20 protein-coding genes are annotated in these 19,984 nt (G+C 71.1%); 14 read left to right on the forward strand and 6 right to left on the reverse strand.

Annotated features, from left to right (window positions below; all coding sequences use genetic code 11):
- Window positions 1-28 precede the first annotated feature (28 nt).
- Window positions 29-2,470 carry a PASTA domain-containing protein gene (locus ABGB12_RS11030; protein ID WP_347676634.1) on the reverse strand — a complete coding sequence of 814 codons (2,442 nt, stop codon included), beginning with the start codon at window positions 2,468-2,470 and terminating at the stop codon, window positions 29-31.
- Between the two features lie 404 nt (window positions 2,471-2,874).
- On the opposite strand from ABGB12_RS11030, the gene ABGB12_RS11035 reads away from it, so the two are divergent.
- The 4 genes from ABGB12_RS11035 (at window position 2,875) to ABGB12_RS11050 (ending at window position 5,780) form a co-directional block, all read left to right on the forward strand.
- Entirely contained in the window at window positions 2,875-3,414 is a 540-nt protein-coding gene (locus ABGB12_RS11035) for a GNAT family protein (RefSeq protein ID WP_347676636.1), read from the forward strand.
- A gap of 19 nt (window positions 3,415-3,433) precedes the next feature.
- The gene (locus ABGB12_RS11040) at window positions 3,434-3,847 is read left to right on the forward strand and encodes a PPOX class F420-dependent oxidoreductase (RefSeq protein WP_347676638.1); all 414 of its coding nucleotides are present in this window, start codon (window positions 3,434-3,436) and stop codon (window positions 3,845-3,847) included.
- A 79-nt stretch (window positions 3,848-3,926) separates the two neighbouring features.
- On the forward strand, window positions 3,927-4,880 hold the full coding sequence (locus ABGB12_RS11045) for an aldo/keto reductase (protein ID WP_347676640.1): 954 nt from the start codon (window positions 3,927-3,929) through the stop codon (window positions 4,878-4,880).
- Between the two features lie 36 nt (window positions 4,881-4,916).
- Entirely contained in the window at window positions 4,917-5,780 is an 864-nt protein-coding gene (locus tag ABGB12_RS11050; RefSeq protein WP_347676642.1) for a DMT family transporter, read from the forward strand.
- Window positions 5,781-5,863: 83 nt separating this feature from the next.
- Here the strand turns inward: ABGB12_RS11050 and ABGB12_RS11055 are convergent, their stop codons facing one another.
- Entirely contained in the window at window positions 5,864-6,466 is a 603-nt protein-coding gene (locus ABGB12_RS11055; protein ID WP_347676644.1) for a TetR family transcriptional regulator, read from the reverse strand.
- A gap of 91 nt (window positions 6,467-6,557) precedes the next feature.
- Here ABGB12_RS11055 and ABGB12_RS11060 point away from each other — a divergent pair, with 91 nt between their 5' ends.
- The 3 genes from ABGB12_RS11060 to ABGB12_RS11070 are packed head-to-tail and all read left to right on the forward strand — an operon-like array spanning window position 6,558 to window position 8,034.
- The gene (locus ABGB12_RS11060) at window positions 6,558-7,697 is read left to right on the forward strand and encodes an alkane 1-monooxygenase (protein ID WP_347676646.1); all 1,140 of its coding nucleotides are present in this window, start codon (window positions 6,558-6,560) and stop codon (window positions 7,695-7,697) included.
- Window positions 7,694-7,855 (forward strand): rubredoxin, encoded by a 162-nt coding sequence (locus tag ABGB12_RS11065; protein WP_347676648.1) that lies wholly within the window; start codon window positions 7,694-7,696, stop codon window positions 7,853-7,855. The genes ABGB12_RS11060 and ABGB12_RS11065 overlap by 4 nt, the downstream gene beginning before the upstream one ends.
- Window positions 7,855-8,034: a rubredoxin gene (locus ABGB12_RS11070; RefSeq protein WP_347676650.1), complete on the forward strand. Its 180-nt coding sequence runs from the start codon at window positions 7,855-7,857 to the stop codon at window positions 8,032-8,034. Before ABGB12_RS11065 ends, ABGB12_RS11070 begins: the two co-directional genes overlap by 1 nt.
- Window positions 8,035-8,068: 34 nt before the next feature.
- Here ABGB12_RS11070 and ABGB12_RS11075 read toward each other — a convergent pair whose 3' ends face one another.
- Window positions 8,069-8,959, reverse strand: coding sequence for a hypothetical protein (locus ABGB12_RS11075; protein ID WP_347676652.1), 891 nt, complete (start codon window positions 8,957-8,959; stop codon window positions 8,069-8,071).
- A gap of 141 nt (window positions 8,960-9,100) precedes the next feature.
- Between ABGB12_RS11075 and ABGB12_RS11080 the strand changes: the two genes are divergently transcribed.
- From ABGB12_RS11080 to ABGB12_RS11090, 3 genes are all read left to right on the forward strand, one after another.
- On the forward strand, window positions 9,101-10,186 hold the full coding sequence (locus tag ABGB12_RS11080) for an RNA ligase (protein ID WP_347676654.1): 1,086 nt from the start codon (window positions 9,101-9,103) through the stop codon (window positions 10,184-10,186).
- A gap of 1 nt (window position 10,187) precedes the next feature.
- Entirely contained in the window at window positions 10,188-11,090 is a 903-nt protein-coding gene (locus tag ABGB12_RS11085; protein ID WP_347676656.1) for an AAA family ATPase, read from the forward strand.
- Window positions 11,091-11,161: 71 nt separating this feature from the next.
- The gene (locus ABGB12_RS11090; protein ID WP_347676658.1) at window positions 11,162-12,307 is read left to right on the forward strand and encodes a phosphatidylinositol-specific phospholipase C1-like protein; all 1,146 of its coding nucleotides are present in this window, start codon (window positions 11,162-11,164) and stop codon (window positions 12,305-12,307) included.
- Between the two features lie 4 nt (window positions 12,308-12,311).
- On the opposite strand, the gene ABGB12_RS11095 is transcribed toward ABGB12_RS11090, so the two are convergent.
- Window positions 12,312-13,385 carry a hypothetical protein gene (locus tag ABGB12_RS11095; protein WP_347676660.1) on the reverse strand — a complete coding sequence of 358 codons (1,074 nt, stop codon included), beginning with the start codon at window positions 13,383-13,385 and terminating at the stop codon, window positions 12,312-12,314.
- A gap of 181 nt (window positions 13,386-13,566) precedes the next feature.
- Between ABGB12_RS11095 and ABGB12_RS11100 the strand changes: the two genes are divergently transcribed.
- From ABGB12_RS11100 to ABGB12_RS11110, 3 genes are read left to right on the forward strand one after another with little or no spacing between them, the layout of a single operon-like run.
- The gene (locus tag ABGB12_RS11100) at window positions 13,567-14,367 is read left to right on the forward strand and encodes a maleylpyruvate isomerase family mycothiol-dependent enzyme (RefSeq protein WP_347676662.1); all 801 of its coding nucleotides are present in this window, start codon (window positions 13,567-13,569) and stop codon (window positions 14,365-14,367) included.
- Window positions 14,364-15,536, forward strand: coding sequence for an acyl-CoA dehydrogenase family protein (locus ABGB12_RS11105; RefSeq protein WP_347676664.1), 1,173 nt, complete (start codon window positions 14,364-14,366; stop codon window positions 15,534-15,536). The genes ABGB12_RS11100 and ABGB12_RS11105 overlap by 4 nt, the downstream gene beginning before the upstream one ends.
- On the forward strand, window positions 15,533-16,570 hold the full coding sequence (locus tag ABGB12_RS11110; RefSeq protein WP_347676666.1) for an acyl-CoA dehydrogenase family protein: 1,038 nt from the start codon (window positions 15,533-15,535) through the stop codon (window positions 16,568-16,570). The genes ABGB12_RS11105 and ABGB12_RS11110 overlap by 4 nt, the downstream gene beginning before the upstream one ends.
- Before the next feature lie 27 nt (window positions 16,571-16,597).
- On the opposite strand, the gene ABGB12_RS11115 is transcribed toward ABGB12_RS11110, so the two are convergent.
- Together ABGB12_RS11115 and ABGB12_RS11120 are read right to left on the reverse strand one after the other, a co-directional pair.
- Window positions 16,598-17,566 (reverse strand): 2-oxoglutarate and iron-dependent oxygenase domain-containing protein, encoded by a 969-nt coding sequence (locus ABGB12_RS11115; RefSeq protein WP_347676668.1) that lies wholly within the window; start codon window positions 17,564-17,566, stop codon window positions 16,598-16,600.
- A gap of 91 nt (window positions 17,567-17,657) precedes the next feature.
- Window positions 17,658-19,190, reverse strand: coding sequence for a long-chain fatty acid--CoA ligase (locus ABGB12_RS11120; protein WP_347676670.1), 1,533 nt, complete (start codon window positions 19,188-19,190; stop codon window positions 17,658-17,660).
- Between the two features lie 147 nt (window positions 19,191-19,337).
- Between ABGB12_RS11120 and ABGB12_RS11125 the strand changes: the two genes are divergently transcribed.
- The gene (locus tag ABGB12_RS11125; RefSeq protein ID WP_347676672.1) at window positions 19,338-19,982 is read left to right on the forward strand and encodes a TetR/AcrR family transcriptional regulator C-terminal domain-containing protein; all 645 of its coding nucleotides are present in this window, start codon (window positions 19,338-19,340) and stop codon (window positions 19,980-19,982) included.
- Window positions 19,983-19,984: the final 2 nt, after the last annotated feature.

Raw genomic sequence — 19,984 nt, forward strand, 5'->3', positions numbered from 1 at the left:
GTGAGCGGGAACCGCTCCCGGCCCCGCGTCATCCCGTGGGCTCGGTGGAGGGCGGGTCCGACGGCTTCGGTTCCGGCTCGGGCTTGGGGTCCGGCTTCTCCGTAGGGGGCGCGGCCAGGGCGAAGGTGACGGCCGTGCCCTTGGCCACGGCGGTGCCCGCGGCGGGCGACTGGCCCTTCACGGTGCAGCCCGAGCACTCGCCGCCGCTCGCACGGCCGGTCAGTCCCCTGGCCTGCAGCGCGGACCGGGCCTGCGCGGCGCTCATGCCCGACAGGTCCGGCACCACTACGGGGGCGGCCTTGGCGACGTCGACGGTCACCCGTGAACCGGGGGCGACCCTCGTCCCGGCGGCGGGGTCGGTGCCCAGCACGCTTCCCTCGGCGAGGTCGCTCTCCACCGGGTGCCGGACCGGCTCCAACCCGGCCCCGCTCAGCTGCCGCGCGGCGTCCTCCCAGCTCAGCCCGCGCACCGACGGCACCTGCACGCGGGGCGCCCTGGCCACGTAGACGGTCACCTTGCTGCCGGGGTCGGCCGGCTGCCCGGCCGCGGGGGACGAGGCGGCGACCCGGCCTTCGGGGACGTCCGTGGTCTCCCGCACCGCGCGGATCACTCCCAGGTCCGTCCGGCGCAGCGCGGCGGAGGCCTCGGCGGCGGTCAGCCCGGTGAGGTCGGGCACCAGCACCTGGTCGGGCTCCAGCGAGACGACGAGGGCCACGGTGGAGCCCGCGGTGACCGTCGTGCCCGAGCCCGGCGCGGTGGAGAGCACCAGCCCGGGCGGATGCTCCCTGGTCTTCTGCGGCCTCTGGGTGACCTTGAGCTTCAGCCGCCGCAGCGTGGCGACCGCCTCCTCGACCGGCTTGCCGGTCAGGTCCGGCAGCTTGACCTTGGCCGGGGGCGGCGCCTTGGCGATGGTGAGCAGCACCCTGCCGCCCTGGTCGACCAGGCGTCCGGTCGACGGGTCGGTGGCGATGACCATGCCCTGCTCCACCTCGTCGGTCTCCTTGACCGTCCAGGCGAAGGTGAGTTTGAGGGCCTTCAGCGCGCTGACGGCGTCCTCGTAGGTGAGTCCGCGCAGCGGCGGGACGCTCACCTGCTCGCCGGGCGGGACATCCGCGACGGTCAGGGTCACCGTGGAGCCGCGCGGCACCCGCGTCCCGGACTTGGGGTCGGCGGCGACGACGGTGCCGGGCGGCCGCTTGGAGCCCGAGCCCTCGATCCTGGCCACCAGCCCGGCCTGCCGGATGCGCTGCAGTGCGGTGATCTGGCCGAGCCCGACGACGTCGGGGACAGAGGTGGTCCGGCCGGCGGCGGGGGAGGGGACGACCACCGGCGGAGGCTTGACCTCGTCGGTGCTGGTGTACGTCGGTACGGGCTGGGACTGCCGCCCGGCCGACTCCGAACGGTTCACCGCGACCAGCGCCCCGCCCACCATGACACCGCTCACCAGGATGACGCCCGCGGCCTTGCCGAGGGCCGCGCGGGAGACCCTGGAAGGCTGGAAGCCCGGCAGGTTCGGGCGGATCCGGCGGTTCCTGAGCCTGGTCACCACGTGCGAGATCTGGCCGGGGCCGCCGATCTCGGGCAGCGTCCTGTCCTGCTCGGGAGTGCTCAGGACGGTGGAGACCGCGGTGGCCAGGAAGAACAGGGCGCGGCGCTCCCACTCCTTGCCGTAGGCGGCCTCGGCGACGACCTGGAGCTCCTCGACGAAGGCCACCGCGCTCTGCGGGCGTTCCTCCGGGTCCTTGGCCAGCCCGCGCCGGATCAGCCAGCGCACCGGCTCGGGCGCCTCCTTGTCGGGGATCGGCGCCTGCCGGTGCTTGAGGGCCAGAGCCTCCAGGGAGGGGGCGCGGAAGGGGCGGCGGCCGGTCACGCACTCGAAGAAGACGGCGGTGGCGGAGTAGATGTCCCCGGCGGGGGTGGCCGCGCCGTTCTCCCACTGCTCCGGCGGCATGTACGAGGGGGTGCCCGCGACTTGGGGCGTGCTGCCGGAGCGCACCGCGATGCCGAAGTCGACCAGCGTGGAGACGCCGGTCCTGGCGATGAGGACGTTCTCGGGTTTGTAGTCGCGGTGGACGACGCCCGCGGCGTGCGCGTCGGCCAGCCCCAGCAGGGAGCCTTTGAGGACGGCCAGCGCGGCCTCCGGGATGGCGGCCCCGTTGTGGTCCAGCACCTGCCGCAGGGACACCCCGTCGACCAGGTCCATGACGATGGCGGCCCCGTCGAGGGTCTCGACGTACTCGCGCAGCCGGACGACGTGCTGGGAGTCCAGGTCCGACAGCAGCCTGGCCTCGGCGCGGAACTCCGACCGGAACCGCTCGTCGGTCACCAGCGGTTCCGACAGGTACTTCACGGCGACTTGGTCCCCGTGCTCCTTGTGCTCGGCGAGTATCACCCGTCCGAAGGCACCCGAGCCCAGTTCCCCGAGCTCGGTATAACCCGGGATCTGCCAGCCCCGTGTAATCGTCGACATTCTAGCCTCCTTCTGCGACCTCTCAAAATAAGAGTCCGGGGATGGCGTTGGGACGAGCCTCGCGAAAGAAATACGGGATTCGTCTCCCTGTTTTCCTCTGTGACCTCGTCAGGCAACTATGTACCATGACGAAATGTATAAATCACAATTCATGCGATTTGAGCATGCTGTCTGACATGCTAGAACATGGTGTTATCGGACCTGTGATGGGTCTCCGGAGGTTCTCGTCGATATTTCTCGATTTATTGGTCTTTGGTTTTTATGATTTGCCGGAATTGGGGGCATTTTCCGTGTTCTGGATTTTTGCAAGAGGGAGGAGTGGGAAATATTAACTCTCGCGTGAAATCCATTGATCGTGGGACATCCGGGTGAAACGACCGGGCGGTGGTGGCACAATCACCCGGGTGGACAGGATCGAGCACACCGAGATCACCGCGGGCCTGTGGCACCTGAGGCCGCCCCGGGAGAGCGAAGCCGCGGACCTGCTGGACCTGGCGGCCGACCCGGGGGTGCGGCTGTACACCCCCAGGCTGAACAGCGTGACCACAGAGGAGCAGGCCCGCGAACAGCTGCTCCAGTGGACGGGCTGGGAGGACCGGATCGTCTTCTCGATCCTGGAGTCCACCACCGAGCGGTACGCCGGCCATGTCATGGTCTTCGACCTCGACGAGGAGAACTCCGCGGCCGAGATCGGCTACCGCGTCGCCCCCTGGGCGCGGGGCCGGGGGGCGGCGAGCACCGCGGTCCGCTGCGTCACCGGCTGGGTGTTCGCCACCCTCGGACTGGCCCGGCTGACCCTGATCCACTCGGTCGGCAACGACGCCTCCTGCAGGGTCGCCGAGAAGAACGGCTACCTGCTGGAGGGCGTGCAGCGCTCCCAGTTCCGGGGCGGGGACGGGCTGCTGCACGACACTCACCTGCACGCTCGGCTGGCCACCGACTGAACCGGCTTATGATGCGGTAATGGATCAATCACCGCTGGCGCGGCTCGCGAGCGAGAAGTACGTGCTGGTGACCACCTACCGCAAGGACGGCCGGGCGGTCCCCACTCCCGTCTGGGTCGTCAGGGACGGCGACGCGCTGGGGATCTGGACGGCGGCGGACTCCGGCAAGGTGAAGCGGATCCGCAACCGCTCCGATGTCCTGGTCGCCCCCTGCGACATGCGGGGAAACCCGACGGGGGACGCGCTGCCCGGCACCGCCGAGGTGTGCAGCGCGGAGGACAGCCAGGCCTACCGGACGCTGATCCGCAGCAAGTACGGGCTGATGGGAACGCTCACCCTGTTCGGCAGCCGGCTGAGGCGCGGCGACACGGGCACCGTGGGCGTCCGGATCCGGCTCGATGAGCCGGCGGAGGAGGCGGAAGGGCCCGCTTGAGGCCGAAGTCCCGGAGAAGCGCGGGAGAAGATCCGGTAACGACGGGAATGACACTCCTCCGGTCGTGGTTCGGGCGGTCATGACCTTGAAGCGCATCGGTGATTCCGACCTGCTCGTACACCCGCTCAACCTCGGCGGGAACGTCTTCGGCTGGACGGCGGACGAACAGGCCTCCTTCGCCGTCCTGGACTCCTACGCGGCGGCGGGCGGCAACTTCGTCGACACCGCCGACTCCTACGCGGCGTGGGTGCCGGGCAACTCCGGCGGCGAGTCCGAGCTGATCATCGGACGCTGGATGGCGGCGCGGGGCAACCGGGACGAGATCGTGGTGGCCACCAAGGTCGGCTCACATCCGGAGTTCAAGGGGCTGCGCTCCGAGACGATCCGGGCGGGGGCCGAGGCGTCGCTGCGGCGGCTCGGCACCGACCGCATCGACCTCTACTACACGCACTTCGACGACGAGAGCGTGCCGGTGGAGGACATCATCACCGCCTTGGACGGCCTGGTCAGGGAGGGGAAGGTCCGCCACATCGCCGTCTCGAACATCTCGCCCGAACGGTTGAGGGCGTCGCTGGAGTTCTCCGACCGGGAGGGCCTGGCCAAGTACATAGCGATCCAGCCGCACTACAACCTGGTGTCCCGGGAGACCTATGAGGGAGAGAAGGCGGAGCTGGCCGCCGAGCACGGCCTGTCCGCCATCCCTTACTACGCGCTGGCCATGGGCTTCCTCACCGGCAAGTACCGGCCGGGCGGCCCGGACGTCGGCAGCGCCCGCGCCCGGGGCGCCGTCCGGCACCTGGAGACGGCACGGGGAGCGAAGGTGCTGGAGGCCCTCGACGCGGCGGCCGCGGCCCACGGCGTCGAGGTGGCGACCGTGGCGCTGGCCTGGCTGGCCGCGCAGCCGACGGTCGTCGCCCCCCTGGCGAGCGCCCGCGTTCCCGAGCAGCTGCCGCCGCTCCTGGCCTTCGCCGACCTGGAGCTGACCCGCGAGGAGCTCACCGCCCTCACCGAGGCCTCCTCGGTCACCGGGTAGGAGCCGTAGTATTCACCCCCCCTTCTGAGGAGTCGGATGAGCCGCCGAGGCTGGGTCCTCTTCCTGGCGATGAGCGTGATCTGGGGCGTTCCCTATCTGTTCATCAAGGTGGCCGTGGAGGAGGTGTCGGCTTCGGTCCTGGTCTTCACTCGGACCGCTGTCGGCGCGCTCCTCCTGCTGCCGTTCGCCCTGCCCGGGATCCGCCGGGTCCCCTGGCGCCGGTACTGGCGCCCGGCCGCCGCCTTCGCGGCCTTGGAGATCGTCATCTCCTGGGTGCTGCTGGCCCACGCGGAGCAGGAGATCTCCAGTTCCTTCGCCGGCCTGCTGGTGGCCTTCACCCCCGTTCTCAGCGTCCTGCTGGCCAAGGCCACCGGCGGAGCCGAGCGCCTGAGCCCGCGCCGCTGGGCCGGGCTCGCCCTGGGCTTCGGCGGCGTCGCCCTGCTGGCAGCGCCGGGTCTGGCCGGGGGCGAGGCACTGGCCGTCGCCGAGATGCTGCTGGTCACGGTGTGCTACGCCACCGCCCCCCTCATCGTCTCCCGGTACCTGCAGGACGTGCCGTCGCTTCCGCTGACCGCCGTCTGCCTGACCGGCGGAGCCCTCTTCTACGCCCTTCCCGCCGCGCTGACCCGGCCCGCGCACGTCCCTTCCGGCGAGGCCCTGACCGCTCTGGCCGTGCTCGGCGTCGTCTGCACGGGACTGGCGTTCGTGGTGTTCCTGGCGCTCATCCGGGAGGTCGGCTCCTCCCGTTCCCTGGTCTTCACCTATGTGAACCCGGCCGTGGCGGTCGCCGCGGGCGTCGCCTTCCTGGACGAGCCCCTGACCCTGGGCATCGCCGTCGCCTTCGTCCTCATCCTCGCGGGCTCCCTCCTGGCGGCCGGCGCAGACCCCGGCGCCTCCTAAGGGGAGCTACCGGGTCGGCCGCGCGATGACTACACGCCCAAGCCCGCCTTCGAGGTCTACCGGCGGTTCGTCGCGGAGGCGTCCTAGGGTTCGCGGTCCTCGGGGAGGAGGGCTATGCGGGCCAGGGCCAGGGCGACGCGGTCGGCGGTGACGTCGGGCGGCGCGCTGGGCTGGACGATGTGGCTGACGGTGAGGCGCACGACCGTCTCGATCGCCAGGTCGCGGGGGTCCGGGGCGATGAAGGGCCAGGCCTTCGCGGCGTAGTCGCGCAGCATGGCGCTGGCGGTCTCCAGCAGGGGCTCCGACCGGGTCGTCAGATGGGCCAGGAGGTCGTCGTCTCCGCCGCGTGAGCTGGTGAGGATGCTCTTGAGGAGCGGGTTGTCCGCGGCCGCGGTGAGGGTGAAGTACACCGCGGCGCGGACGGCCTCGCGGGGGTCCTCGGGGTGGGCGTCCAACTGCTCGCCGATGCCGGTCAGAAAACGTTCGACCTCGCGCATGACGAGGGCCTGGCCGATGGCGTCCTTGGAGCCGTACTCGGTGTAGACCGTCTGCCGGCTGACGCCCGCGGCGGCGGCGATGTGCGCCATGCGCAGCCTGTCCCAGCCGTCCGCCGTCACCCGTTCGTAGGCGGCGTCGAGCAGCCGTTCTTTGAGGAGGGAGCGCACGGACTCCCGGTATTCGGTCATCGAAGGTGATCCTAACGGCTATTGACACTCAACCCAGTCTATGTCTAGTTTCTGGACAGTTCCTAGTGGAAGTGTCAAGTGGAGGTCGCTCATGGAGAGCAGCGAGACCCCCTGGGCGGACGGGAAGAAGTTCCTGTGGCTGCTCGGGCTGATCGTCCCGGCGTTCCCGTTCATCGCCTGGGGCCTGGTCGGGCTCACCGGCCTGGGGCTCTTCTGGTGGTCGGGCCTGATCCTGATGTTCGGGATCTTCCCCCTGCTGGACCAGCTGGTCGGCAAGGACGCCGCCAACCCGCCCGAGAGCGTGCTGGAGTGGCTGGAGGCGCAGCGCTACTACCGCTGGTGCACCTACCTGTTCCTGCCCCTGCAGTACGCGGGACTGGTGATGGCGTGCGCGGTGTGGACGTACGGAGACCTGTCGGCGGTGGACAAGCTCGGTCTCGCGCTCACCGTCGGAACCGTCGGCGGGATCGGCATCAACACAGCGCATGAGCTCGGTCACAAGAAGGAGTCGCTGGAACGCTGGCTGTCCAAGGTGGCACTCGCGCAGACCGCGTACGGACACTTCTACATCGAGCACAACCGGGGCCACCACGTGCGGGTCGCCACCCCGGAGGACCCGGCCAGCTCCCGTCTCGGAGAGTCGTTCTGGCGCTTCCTTCCGCGCAGCGTGTGGGGGAGCCTGAAGTCCGGCTGGCATCTGGAGAAGGCCCGTCTCGCCCGCACCGGCAAGGGTCCCTGGACGCTGCGCAACGACGTGCTCAACGCCTGGGTGATGACCGTCGTGCTGTTCGGCGCGCTCATCGCGGTGTTCGGCCCGGGCATCTGGGCGCTCCTGGCCGTCCAGGCGGTCTTCGGATTCTCGCTGCTGGAAGTGGTGAACTACCTGGAGCACTACGGACTGCTGCGGCAGAAGACCTCCGGCGGGCGGTACGAGCGCTGCACGCCCCAGCACAGCTGGAACAGCAACAACATCACCTCGAACGTCCTGCTGTACCACCTGCAGCGGCACAGCGACCACCACGCCAACCCCACCCGCCGCTATCAGGCGCTCCGCCACTTCGACGAGGCGCCCGAGCTGCCGTCGGGCTACGCCACGATGATCGTCCTGGCCTACGTTCCTCCGCTGTGGCGCCGCGTCATGGACAAGAGGGTCCTCGCCCACTACGGCGGCGACTTCGGGCGGGCCAACGTCCAGCCCGGGAAATACGATCGTTATGGAGTGGCCGCGTGAGCCTCTTTCAGTGCACTGTCTGCGCATATGTCTATGACGAGGTGAAGGGCGAGCCTCGTGAGGGTTTCCCCGCGGGAACGCCCTGGACGTCCGTACCCGATGATTGGTGCTGCCCGGACTGCGGTGTTCGGGAGAAGATCGACTTCGAGGAGCTGTGATGGTGTACAAGACCTGGGAATGCCTGGTCTGCGGCCTCATCTACGACGAGGAACAGGGCTGGCCGGACGAGGGCATCGCCCCGGGTACCCGCTGGGAGGACATCCCCGAGGACTGGCGCTGCCCCGACTGCGGCGCCGCCAAGGAGGACTTCGACATGGTCGAGGTCACCAAGGCCTGACAGGGTCGTCCGGCCCGTCCCCCCGGGGGTCGGATCAGGCGCCCTTGGGCCGGTGCTTCCCGGTGCTCGGGGGGTCCTCCGGCCGCCGCCGGATCCGCGCGCCGCGCCGGAACGCCAGCGCGGCGGCCAGGGCGCAGGCGGCCAGCAGGACCCCGAGCCAGATGCTCTGGCCCAGCGCCAGCGCCGGCGGCACCTCCTCGCCGACGAGCGTGGTCCCGGTGCCGGGCGGTGAGGAGGCCGGCTGCGCTGTGAAGGGGTACCCCGACGGGCTGGAACCGTCCGTCGGGGATGCGGAGGGCAGGCCGAGCGCGCCGGAGGGGTCGGCCACGGCCGGGGTCCGGGCGGACGCGGTCGTGGACGGCGCGGAGCCCTCGGGCGGACTCTCGGCGGCGGCGGAGGGCGGGGGAGCCGCCGTCGCGGACGGGGTCGTCCGCGTCGGACGCGGGGAGGCGGTCGGGGAAGGAGGGGGCGACGGAGACCCTGTCCTCCGGTCCGCCGGCGCGAACGTGATCTTCGTGTACTCCTCGGCGGACCGCGTGTCGCCCGCCCGGGCGAAGGCTCCGATGGTGAGGGTCAGCGGGGTGCTCCCCGCCGGGACCTCGACGGTGAAGGGCACCGTCGTCCCCCCGGCCTCCACGTCGCCGAGCTTGCAGTGGCCCTGCGAGGCGAGCGTGCAGACCGCTGAGATCCGCACCCCGGAGCGGGGCTCGGTGGAGAAGGACAACGTGGCGTTCTCCGCGGCGGTGCCGGTGGCCGCGACCCACGTCTGAGCCTCGACCCGGACGCCGCGCCGCGGCTGGCCGGTGGTGACGGTGGTGTGCACCACCAGGCCGCTGGAGGACGGCTCGACGGGGGCGGCCTGAGCCGTGGAGGCCGTGCTCATCAGGACGACGCCGAGAACGAGCGTCGCGGCGCCTGCGCGCATGGGGGTCGCCTTCCGGGCCGGGGAGGTGGCGTGATCTTACTCGATCGGCGGCCGGTGCCCGTGCGGGATTAATCGAGTGATCGGAAGGAGGCTTTTGCGGCACTATGGCGGGGTTCAAACCCCATACGAGAGGAACTCCCGGTGCGCCCCCACCTCAGCGATCTGTTCGACCCCGCTCGGCTGGCGGACGCGGTCGCGGGGGGATACGTCAGGGAGCAGACCCATCCGGAGCTGCCGCTGCGGATTCTCAACTACACCGAGAAGACCCAGTACGAGCGGGCCTGGACCGAGGTGACCAGGTTCTGCCGCGGTCTGGTGGTGGACGAGGCGGACAGGATCGTCGCCCGCCCCTATCCCAAGTTCTTCAACTACGGCGAGTACCCCGAGGGCGCCTTCGACCTCGACGCCCCCGCCGTCGTGGCGGACAAGGCAGACGGGAGCCTCGGCGTGCTGTACCCGACGCCGGACGGGTACGCGGTCGCCACCCGTGGCTCCTTCACCAGCGACCAGGCGCTGCACGCCACCGAGGTGTGGCGGGAGCGGTATGCCGACCGGATGAAGGTGCCCGAGGGCGTCACCTGCCTGTTCGAGATCATCTACCCGGCCAATCGGATCGTCTGCGACTACGGAGGCCTCGACGACCTGGTGCTGCTCGGCGGAGTGGACATCGCCACCGGCCGGCCCGCCGAGGTGGACGGCTGGCCGGGGCCGGCCGTGGAGAGGTTCGCCTACGGGACGCTGCGGGAGGCGCTGGCCGCGCCGCCCCGGCCGGGCGCCGAGGGCCTGATCGTGCGGCTGCCGGGCCGGGACGGCGCGGTCGACCTGATGGTCAAGCTCAAGCAGGACGACTACCTCGCGCTGCACCGCGTGATCACCGGCCTGAACGCCCGGGTCGTGTGGGAGCGGCTCGGTGCGGGCGAGGACACCGCCGCCATCTGCGAGGGACTGCCCGATGAGTTCCACGGCTGGGTACGCGACATGGCCCGCGGTCTGGCGGACCGGCAGCGGGAGCTGCTCGCGCGAATCGAGGCCGAGCACGCGGCGATCGTCGTGGCGCTGCCCGACGGGTGGGGCCGCAAGGACTACGCGGCGCTGGCCTCGCGCTCCCCCCTGCGGGGCTGGTTGTTCCAGGTCCTGGACGGCAAGGACCCGTCGGCGCGGATCTGGCACTCGCTCAAGCCCTCCGGGGACGACCGTCCCTTCACTCTCTCCGAGGACGTCTCCTGACATGCCGACTCTGCACATCACCCGCGGCCTGCCCGCTTCGGGGAAGACGACCTGGGCCCGTGCCTGGGTCGCCGAGGACCGGGAACGCCGTGTCCGGGTCAACCGCGACGAACTGCGCCGGATGCTCGACGAGGGCGCGTACATCAAGGGCGTGACGGAGCAGCGGGTCCTCGCCGTCCGGGACGAGGCCCTCAGCCGCCTGCTCGGGGGCGGCTACGACGTCGTCTGCGATGACACGAACCTGCCGCAGTGGAACGTCCGTGCGCTGGCGCGGCTGGCACTGCAGGCCGGGGCGGAGTTCGAAGTGCACGACTTCACGCACGTCCCGCTGGAGATGTGCCTGGAGCGTGACGCCGCACGTGCGGAGCCCGTCGGCGAGGAACGCATCCGTGACTTGCACCTGCGATTCCTGGCGGGTCGGAAACTGCCCTTGCCGCTGCCGGACGAACAGCCTCCGGTCGAGCTGGTGCCCTACGAACCTCGGCCGGGCACGCCGAAGGCCGTCCTGGTCGACATCGACGGAACCACCGCACTGATCTCCGGGCGCAGCCCGTACGACCACACCCGGGTGCACCAGGACTTGCCGAACACCCCCGTCATCGCCGTCATCCGCGCCATGCACGCGGCGGGACACCGGGTGGTGTTCCTGTCGGGACGCTCGGACAACTGCCGCGCGGAGACCGAAACGTGGTTGGAAAAGCATGTGGGCGTCCCGTTCGACGCACTGCACATGCGAGCGCATAAGGACAACCGCCGGGATTCCCTCGTCAAGGTGGAGCTCTTCGACGCCCATGTACGCGACGCCTATGACGTGACGTGCGTATTGGACGACCGTAATCAGGTGGTGGAAGCCTGGCGCGCTCTGGGGCTGACCGTCTTCCAGGTGGCCGAAGGCGATTTCTGATTTCGGCCGGGAAAGCGCCGGGTCCAGAAGGCCCTTGACGGCGTATATGGGATGCGATTCATTTCCGGATCATGATTGGTTGCTCGCTGCGTATCGCAGCCCTGGGCCTTCCGGTGCTCGCGCTCCTCACCGCGCTCGCCATGGTGCTGTCGTCCTGGCCCGCCTCACGTTCCGAAGCCGCGGTGCCTCAGCTGCGGCTCAACCAGATCCAGGTCATCGGAAGCCACAACAGCTACCACATCGAGCCGCCGCAGTCGGAGTACGGACCCATCTCCACGGTCGCCGGAAGCGTCGCGCAGGGGCTGCAGTACAGCCATGCCCCGCTGGACCAGCAGCTCGCCGGACAGCATGTGCGGCAGATCGAGCTCGACATCTACGCCGACCCCGAGGGCGGCGCGTACGCCAAGCCCGCGATCCGGCTGCTGACCGGGCAGAAGGCCGAGTACGACCCCCGGATGAAGGAGCCCGGTACGAAGGTGCTGCACATCGCGGGCATCGACTACCGCAGCAACTGCCTGTCGCTCGTGGAGTGCCTGCGGTCGGTGAAGCGGTGGTCCGACGGCAGCCCGTCCCACGTTCCGGTCGCGATCCTCCTGGAGTTCAAGGACCGCCTGGACATCCCCGTGAACGGGCTTCCTCCGATCCAGTTGGTGACGTGGACGAGGGAGCGCATGCTCGGCGTCGAGCAGGAGATCCTCTCGGTGTTCCCGAGGGAGCGGATCCTGGCGCCCGACGACGTGCGCAAGCCCGGTAAGACGCTGGAGGAGTCCGTCGTGCAGGACGGCTGGCCGCTGCTCGACGACGTGCGGGGCAAGGTGATGTTCCTGCAGGACAACAACGCAGCCCAGCGCACCCGTTACCTGGAGGGCAATCCGGCCCTCGAAGGCAGGCTCGTCTTCACCGCGTCCGCGCCAGGGCAGGCCGACGCGGCGTTCGTCCAGCGCAACGACGCGGCCTCCTCGTCCATCCCCGACCTGGTCAGCGAGGGATACATGGTGCGCACCCGCGCCGACGCCGACACCGCCGAGGCACGCTCCGGCTCCACCGCGCTGCGGGACAAGGCCCTCGCCGGCGGCGCGCAGTGGGTGAGCACCGACTATCCGGTGCCCGGCCTGGCGGCCAGGTTCAGCGGCTACTACGCCGCGCTGCCCGGTTTCGCCGACGCCCGCTGCAACCCCGTCAACGCGGCCGGCGTCTGCGCCGCGCTGCCCGGCTGAGCGGTCAGGGCCGGAGCGTGAGGAAGAGGAAGGCCGCGAAGATCACCAGGTGAAGGCCCGCCTGCAGGAGCGTGGACCGTCCCGGCACCACGGTGAGGGTCGAGACGCCCAGGATCAGGAGCAGCAGGATCAGCTGGGTGGAGCCCAGCCCGAGGATGAGCGGGCCCTCCACCCAGATCGAGACGATCGCGATCGCCGGGATGGTCAGCCCGATGCTGGCGGTGGCCGAGCCGAGCGCCAGGTTCAGGCTGGTCTGCAGCCGTTCGCGGCGTGCGGCGCGGACCGCCGCCAGCGTCTCGGGCAGCAGGACGAGCAGCGCGATGACCACTCCGACGACGCTGTGGGGCAGTCCGGCCCCGCGCACCGCGCTCTCGATCACGGGGGACTCGACCTTGGCCAGGCCGACCACCGCGACCAGCGCCAGCAGCAGCAGGCCGAGGCTGACCAGAGCGTCCCTCCTGGACGGCGGGTCGGCGTGGTCCTCCTCGGTCAGGATCTCTCCCTCCTTGGTGACCGGCAGGAAGTAGTCGCGGTGGCGGACGGTCTGGGTCAGCACGAACAGCAGGTACAGAACGAGGGAGGCCACCGCCGCGAACGCCAGCTGGGCCGGGGTGAAGCGGGGCCCCGGCTGGCCGGTGGTGAAGGACGGCAGCACCATCGTCAGGGTGACCAGGGAGGCCACGGTGGCCAGCATGCCCCCGGTCCCTTCGGCGTTGAAGACCGCGGTCCGGCCGCGGAGCGTGCCGAACATCAGGGACAGCCCCACCATGCCGGCGGTGCAGATCATGACGGCGGCGAAGACGGTGTCCCGGGCCAGGCTCGCCGCGTCCTCCCCGCCGGAGACCATCACACTGATGATCAGTGAGACCTCGATGACCGTCACCGCGACCGCCAGGACCAGCGCGCCGAACGGCTCGCCGATGCGGTGCGCGATCGTCTCGGCGTGGTGGACGGAGGCGAGCACCGCGCCGGCCAGCAGCGCCGCCAGCACGAGGATGACGGCCCCGGACAGGGTGCGCCCCCATGCCAGGACCAGCGAGCAGACGGCGAGGATCGGCATGACCGTGGTCCAGCGCAAGCGGCCCCCGTTCGGATCGCGTGTCGTCGTGCGGGCGTGACCGGGGGATGTTCCAGGCCCTACCCACCGTGACCTCCGGATGAACCGGCCGGGACGTTTGTGCGGAGGGAGCGCTGAGCGGTCAGGGGACGGTGGGCCCGCCCATTGCGTAAGTGACTCCTGACGTGGCAGGTTCGGGGGCATGCAACCTGGGTTCGAAGAGAACGTGGCGGCGTTCGAGCAGACCGTCCGGACCGTCATCGGTCTGGGAGAGGGGTTCACGGACGCCGAGTGGGAACTGCCGACGGACTGTCCCGGCTGGACGGTCAAGGACGTCGTCTCCCACCTCATCAGCGCCGAGGAGCTCTTCATGGGCGACCCGCTGCCGGACCACGACCTGCCCGACCTGCCGCACGTCCACAACGAGCTGGGGCGGATGGTGGAGATCGGGGTGGACGTGCGGCGTCCGCTGCCGGGCGCGGAGGTGCTGGAGCAGCTGAAGGCGGTCCTGGACCGGCGGCTCGCGACGCTGCGGGAGGTGGACCCCACGGCGGAGGCCCCCCAGCCCGACGGCAGGAAGGGGGACCACTCCCGGCTGATGATGTTCCGCGCCTTCGACTGCTGGATACACGAGCAGGACATCCGCCGCGCGACCGGACGCCCCGGCGGACTGGACTCGCCGGCCGGAGCCGCCACTTGGGCGGTGCTGCGCCCCGGCCTGCCCTTCGTCGTGGCCAAGCGGGCGGGGGCGGAGCCCGGACAGTCGGTGGCCTTCGAGATCACCGGGGCCCGCGCATACTCCGTGGCAGCCGTGGTGGACGAGAACGGACGGGGTTCCCTGGGCGATGTGCCCGCCGACCCCACGGCCCGGGTGAGGCTCGATTGGGAGGACTACGTGAGGTTGGCCGCGGGCCGGTGCGGGCCCCGAGAGGTGAAGGCGGTCATCGAAGGCGACCTGGAACTGGCCGGACGGGTCCTGGAGAACATGGCGGTGACCCCGTGACGCCGGAAGAGACGCGCGAACTCGTCGCGAAGTTCCGCCAGACGCACGACCACACCCGGATGGACCGGCTGGAGTACCTGCGGGCGAGGTTCGACGCGGGACTCGCCTGGGTGCACTTCCCCGAGGGGCTCGGCGGCCTCGGCCTGCCCCGCGAACTGCAGCGGGACGTGGAGAAGGCGTTCTCCGGCACCCCCGACAACCGGCCGAGCGGCAACGCGATCGGCCTGGGCATGGCCGCCCCGACCATCCTCGCGGTCGGCACCCCCGAGCAGAAGAAGCGCTGGCTGCGCCCGCTGTGGACGGGCGAGGAGATCTGGTGCCAGCTGTTCAGCGAACCCGGCGCGGGCTCGGACCTGGCGGGCCTGGCCACCCGCGCGGTCCGCGACGGCGACGGGTGGCTCGTCAACGGGCAGAAGGTGTGGACGTCCCTGGCGCACCAGGCCCGCTGGGCCCTGCTCGTCGCCCGGACCGACCCGTCCGTCCCCAAGCACAGGGGCCTGACCTACTTCGTGTGCGACATGACCGCGCCCGGTGTCGAGGTGCGCCCGCTGCGGCAGATCACCGGCGAGGCGGAGTTCAACGAGGTCTTCCTCACCGACGTGCGCGTCCCCGACGCGCACCGGCTCGGCGAGGTCGGTGACGGCTGGAAGGTCGCCAACACCACCTTGATGAGCGAGCGGGTCGCCATCGGCGGCCAGGCCGTCCCGCGCGAGTCCGGCGTCCTCAAGCTCATCGCCGAGGCCTGGCGCGAGAACCCCGAGGTGCGCGACCCCGGCCTGTACGACCGGCTGATGAGGCTGTGGGTCGAGGCCGAGGTCGCCCGCCTCACCGGGCAGCGGCTGCGCCAGCAGCTCGCCCAGGGCGAGCCGGGCCCCGAGGGCAGCGCGATGAAGTTGTCCTTCGCCAAGCTCAACCAGGAGCTCACCGGATTCGAACTGGAGCTCCTCGGCCCCGACGGCCTGCTCTACGACGACTGGACGATGCGCCGCCCCGAGACCGTGGACTTCGCCGGGCGTTCCCCCGGCTACCGCTACCTGCGCGCCAAGGGCAACTCGATCGAGGGCGGCACCTCGGAGATCCTGCGCAACATCATCGCCGAGCGGGTGCTCGGCCTGCCCGGCGAGCACCGGGTCGACAAGGACACCCCGTGGAAGGACCTGCCCCGGTGAGCGATCTGCTGTACGGCGAAGTCGAAGAGGAGCTGCGGGCCGGGGTCCGCGAGGTGCTGGAGGACCGGGCGGACCGGCAGCACGTCCTGGCCTGGACCGAGCGCGGGGAGTCCCACGACGCGGGCCTGTGGACGGTCCTGGGCAAGGAGCTCGGTGTGGCGGGCCTGCCCGTTCCCGAGGAGCTGGGCGGCGCCGGCGCGGGCTGGCGCGAGACCGCCGTCGTCGCCGAGGAACTGGGCCGTGCCGTCGCGCCGGTCCCGTTCCTGGGCTGCGCGGTGCTGGGCGTGGCGGCCCTGCTGGCCTCGGACGACCGCGACCTGCTCGCGGCCGTCGCGGGCGGCGAGACCGTCGCCACCCTGGCGGTGCCCTACGGCGCCCCGGAGAGGCCCGTGCGGGACGGCGGGGTCCGCGGCGTGGCCGACGCGCTGAGCGCCGACGTCCTGCTCCTGCCGCGGGAGGACGGCCTCTACGCGTACGACGCCTCGGACGTCGCCCGCACCCCCGTCACGACCTTCGACCGGACCCGCCCGCTGGCGGACCTGGACTTCGGCGGGGCGCAAGGCCGCAGGGTCGGCGGCCCCGAGGCGGTCGGGCGTGCCCTGACGGTCGGCGCGGCGATCCTCGCCTCCGAGCAGCTCGGCGTCGCCGAGCAGTGTCTGGAGAGCACCGTCGCCTACGCCAAGACCCGTTACCAGTTCGCCCGTCCCATCGGGTCCTACCAGGCGGTCAAGCACCGGCTGGCCGACCTGTGGGTCGCCGTCGCCCAGGCCAGGGCCGCCGCCCGCTACGCCGCCGACTGCGTCGCGAACGACGACCCCGACACCCCCGTGGCGGTGGCGATCGCCCAGTCGCACTGCTCGGAGGTCGCCGTCCGGGCCGCGGAGGACTGCGTCCAGCTCCACGGCGGCATCGGTTTCACCTGGGAGCATCCGGCGCACCTCTACCTGAAGCGCGCCAAGAGCCTCTCCCTGGCGTTCGGCGGTGCCCACCACCACCGCGCCGCCCTCGGCGGGCTGGTCGGCCTGACGCTCTGATCCGCGGGCTCCCCTCCCCGCCCCGGCTCAGCCGACGGTGATGGCCGCGAGCTTCTCGCCCAGGTAGTCGGCCGCGACGACGGGCGGATGGGCGACGCGGCCCAGCGGGGCGGGGAGCGACTCGATGACCGCGCCGGGGTCGGTCTCGTAGAAGTAGACGAGGGAGACGAGCTCCTCGTCCGGGGCCGAGGCGTCCGGAGGAAGGACGCGGTGGCGGTTGGACTTCCAGCGCTCGCCCGTCCAGCGGGCCAGCAGGTCGCCGATGTTGATGGTGAAGGAGCCGGGGACGAAGGGGGCGTCGACCCAGCCGTTCTCCTCGCTCCACACCTGCAGGCCGCCGGTGCCCGGTTCGCGGTCCAGGATCGTGACGGTGCCGAAGTCGGTGTGGGGGCCTATGCGGAACTGGCCGGGCTCCGGGACGCCGGTCACCGGGATCGGCGGGTACCAGTTGAGGTTCAGCGTGTAGGACGGGTGGCCGGTCCTGCTCGTGAAGAAGTCCGGCGGCAGCTCCAGCGCGGCGGCGCACAGCCGCAGCAACTCGTCGGCGAGGGCGCGCATCCGGCCGAGGTAGTCCTCCAGCAGGACCCGCAACCCGGGCGTCTCGGACGGATAGACATTGGGCTGGAACCACACTTCGTCGGTCTGCGGGTCGCCGGTGGGCCGGTCGGCGCCGACGGCGAAGCTCTCCTTGAGGTCCGGGGGAGTCTCGGTGCCCTCGGCGTACCCGTTGGCCTCCACTCCGGGCGGCAGCCAGCCACGCCCGCCGACGGTCACCGCGTACGGCTGCTTGACCTCGGCGGGCAGCGAGAAGAACCGCTTGGCCTCGGCCCGGATACCGGCCCGCAGCCCGTCCGGGACACCGTGCCCGGTGATGAGGAGGAACCCGATCTCGCGCAGCGCCTCGTCCACCTCGCGGGCGACCTTCGCGCGGTCGCCCGCGGCGCCGTGGAACCAGGGGGCGAGATCTATGACGGGTACCCGGGAAGACATGCTCATCCGTCCTGGATAACGCCCCCCGGCCCAGGGGGGAAGAGCGGAAACCGGGTGGCAACCGCGGTTTTGCCCGCCGGAAACATCAAAAGGGCCGTCAGGTGAAGCGGCGGCGCAGTTCGCGTTTGAGGACCTTGTGGCTGGGCCCCAGGGGCAGCTCGGAGATGAACTCGATCCGGCGCGGGTACTTGTGCCGGCCGAGCCTCTCCTGCGCGAAGGAGATGATCTCGTCCGCGTCGGGCATGGCGCCGGGCGCGGGGACGACGACCGCGCAGACCTCCTCGCCGGTCACCGGGTCGGGCAGCCCGATGACGGCCACCTCCGCGATCTCCGGGTGGGCCAGCAGCGCGTCCTCCACCTCGGTCGGGTACACGTTGAACCCGCTGCGGATGATCATGTCCTTGAGCCGGTCGACGATGGTCACGAAGCCCGAGGCGTCCTTGGTGCCCAGGTCGCCGGTGCGGAACCAGCCGTCCACCAGCGCCGCGGCCGTCGCGTCGGGGTTGTCCAGGTAGCCGGTGAAGACGTTGTGGCCGCGGATGACGATCTCGCCGAGGGCCCCGGGCGGCAGCAGTTCGATCGTGTCGAGCCGCCCGGGGTCGGCGATCTCCACCTCCACGCCCCAGATGGAGTGCCCGACGGTGCCCGCGCGGGTCCCGTAGGCGGGCTGGTTGACCGCGGCGGTGGGGGAGGTCTCCGACAGCCCGTACCCCTCGTACACAGGGGCGCCGAAGGCGTCGCCGAACGCCTCCAGGACGGTGCTGGGCAGGGCGGCGCCTCCGGAGACGCACAGTTCCAGCTCCGGCAGCCTGGAGGCGTTCTTGGCGGCCTCCACGAGCCCGAAGTACATCGTGGGCACCCCGTGGAAGATCGTCACGTTCTCGGCGATCATCAGCTCGATCGCCTGGGCGGGGTCGAAGCGGGGCATGAGCACCAGCGTTCCCAGTGCCCGCCAGGTGGAGTTGAGGCTGACCGTCTGGCCGAAGATGTGGAACATCGGGAGCGCGCCCAGGGCGACCTGCCCGGGTCGCACCGGGTGGGAGTCGAAGGCGTTGATCGTGGCGTTCATGACCAGGTTGAGGTGGCTGAGCACGGCGCCCTTGGGCCGTCCGGTGGTGCCGCTGGTGTAGAAGACGACGGCGGGATCCTCCGGGGCGCGTCCGACGAAGGTCGGCAGCGGCTCGAGGGCTCCGGCGAGGTCGGCCAGGCAGCCGTCCACTCCGGGGACCGGGGCGTCGCCCAGCGAGCACACCCGCACTCCGATGGCGCCGGAGGCCTGGGAGGCGACCTCGGCGAACAGCGGGTGGCACAGCAGCACCGACGCCCGGCTGTCGCGCAGCACGTGCTCCATCTCGAGCGCGGTGAGCAGCAGGTGGACGGGCACCACGACGGCTCCGGCGGCGAGGATGGCGTAGTAGGCCTGCGGGAACTCCACGGTGTTGGGGCACAGCAGCGCCACCCGGTCGCCGGGTTTCACGCCCAGCCGGACCAGGGCCGCGGCCTGGGCGCGGGCCCGCTCCCAGACCTCGGCGTAGGTGAGGCGCAGGTCGCCCTGGACCAGCGCGGTCTGCCGGGGGCGGCGGCGGGCGGATTCGGCCAGGACGCTGGCCAGGGAAAGCGTCGCGCTCATCTCGGCGTGCTCCTCCGTCGGGGTGGGCCCTACAAAAACTAGCGGTGCAAGTCACAACTGCGGCCGATGGTAGATCAAACAAACTAGCGCTGCAAGGTTTCTGGGCCTGCCAGAATGAATCCCTCGTCATCGCAGGAGGGAGAGGCCTTGGCCCGGCCACGTCAGCCGCTGCTCAGCCGCGAACGCATCATCGAGGTGGCGTTGGGCCTGCTGGACACCGAGGGACTGGAGGCGGTCTCCACCCGGAGACTCGCCGCCGAACTCGGCGTCAGCGGACCCTCGCTCTACAACCATGTGGCGACCAAGGACGAACTGCTCGACGCGGTCGCCGACACCGTGCTGACCGAGGTCGACCTGTCGATGTTCGCCGGGCTGAGCCCCGGAAGCCGCCCGGGCTGGCGCGACGCCCTGTACGCCTGGGCGCACTCCTACCGCGCGGCCTTGGCCGCCCACCCCAACGTCGTCCCCGTCATGGCCCGGGGCCCGGGCCGCCGCCGCCCCAACATGCTGCGCGTGGCCGACGCCGTCTTCGGCGGGCTGGTGGACGCGGGCTGGCCTCGCCGCGAGGCCACCCGCGTCGGCGCCCTCATGCGCTTCTTCATCATCGGCTCGGCCCTGGCGTCCTTCGCCGGCGGCTTCCCCGACGACGCCGCCGTCTACGCCGGCGAGTACCCGCACCTCGACCAGGCGCACCTGCTGGCCGACCGCCAGCAGGAGATCGACGAGTCGGCCTTCGAGACCGGCCTCCACGCCCTCCTGGACGGCCTGGAGGGTCGCTTCGCGAAGTTCTAGCG

The sequence above is a fragment of the Actinocorallia sp. B10E7 genome (assembly GCF_039871655.1).
Taxonomy (GTDB): Bacteria; Actinomycetota; Actinomycetes; order Streptosporangiales; family Streptosporangiaceae; genus Actinocorallia.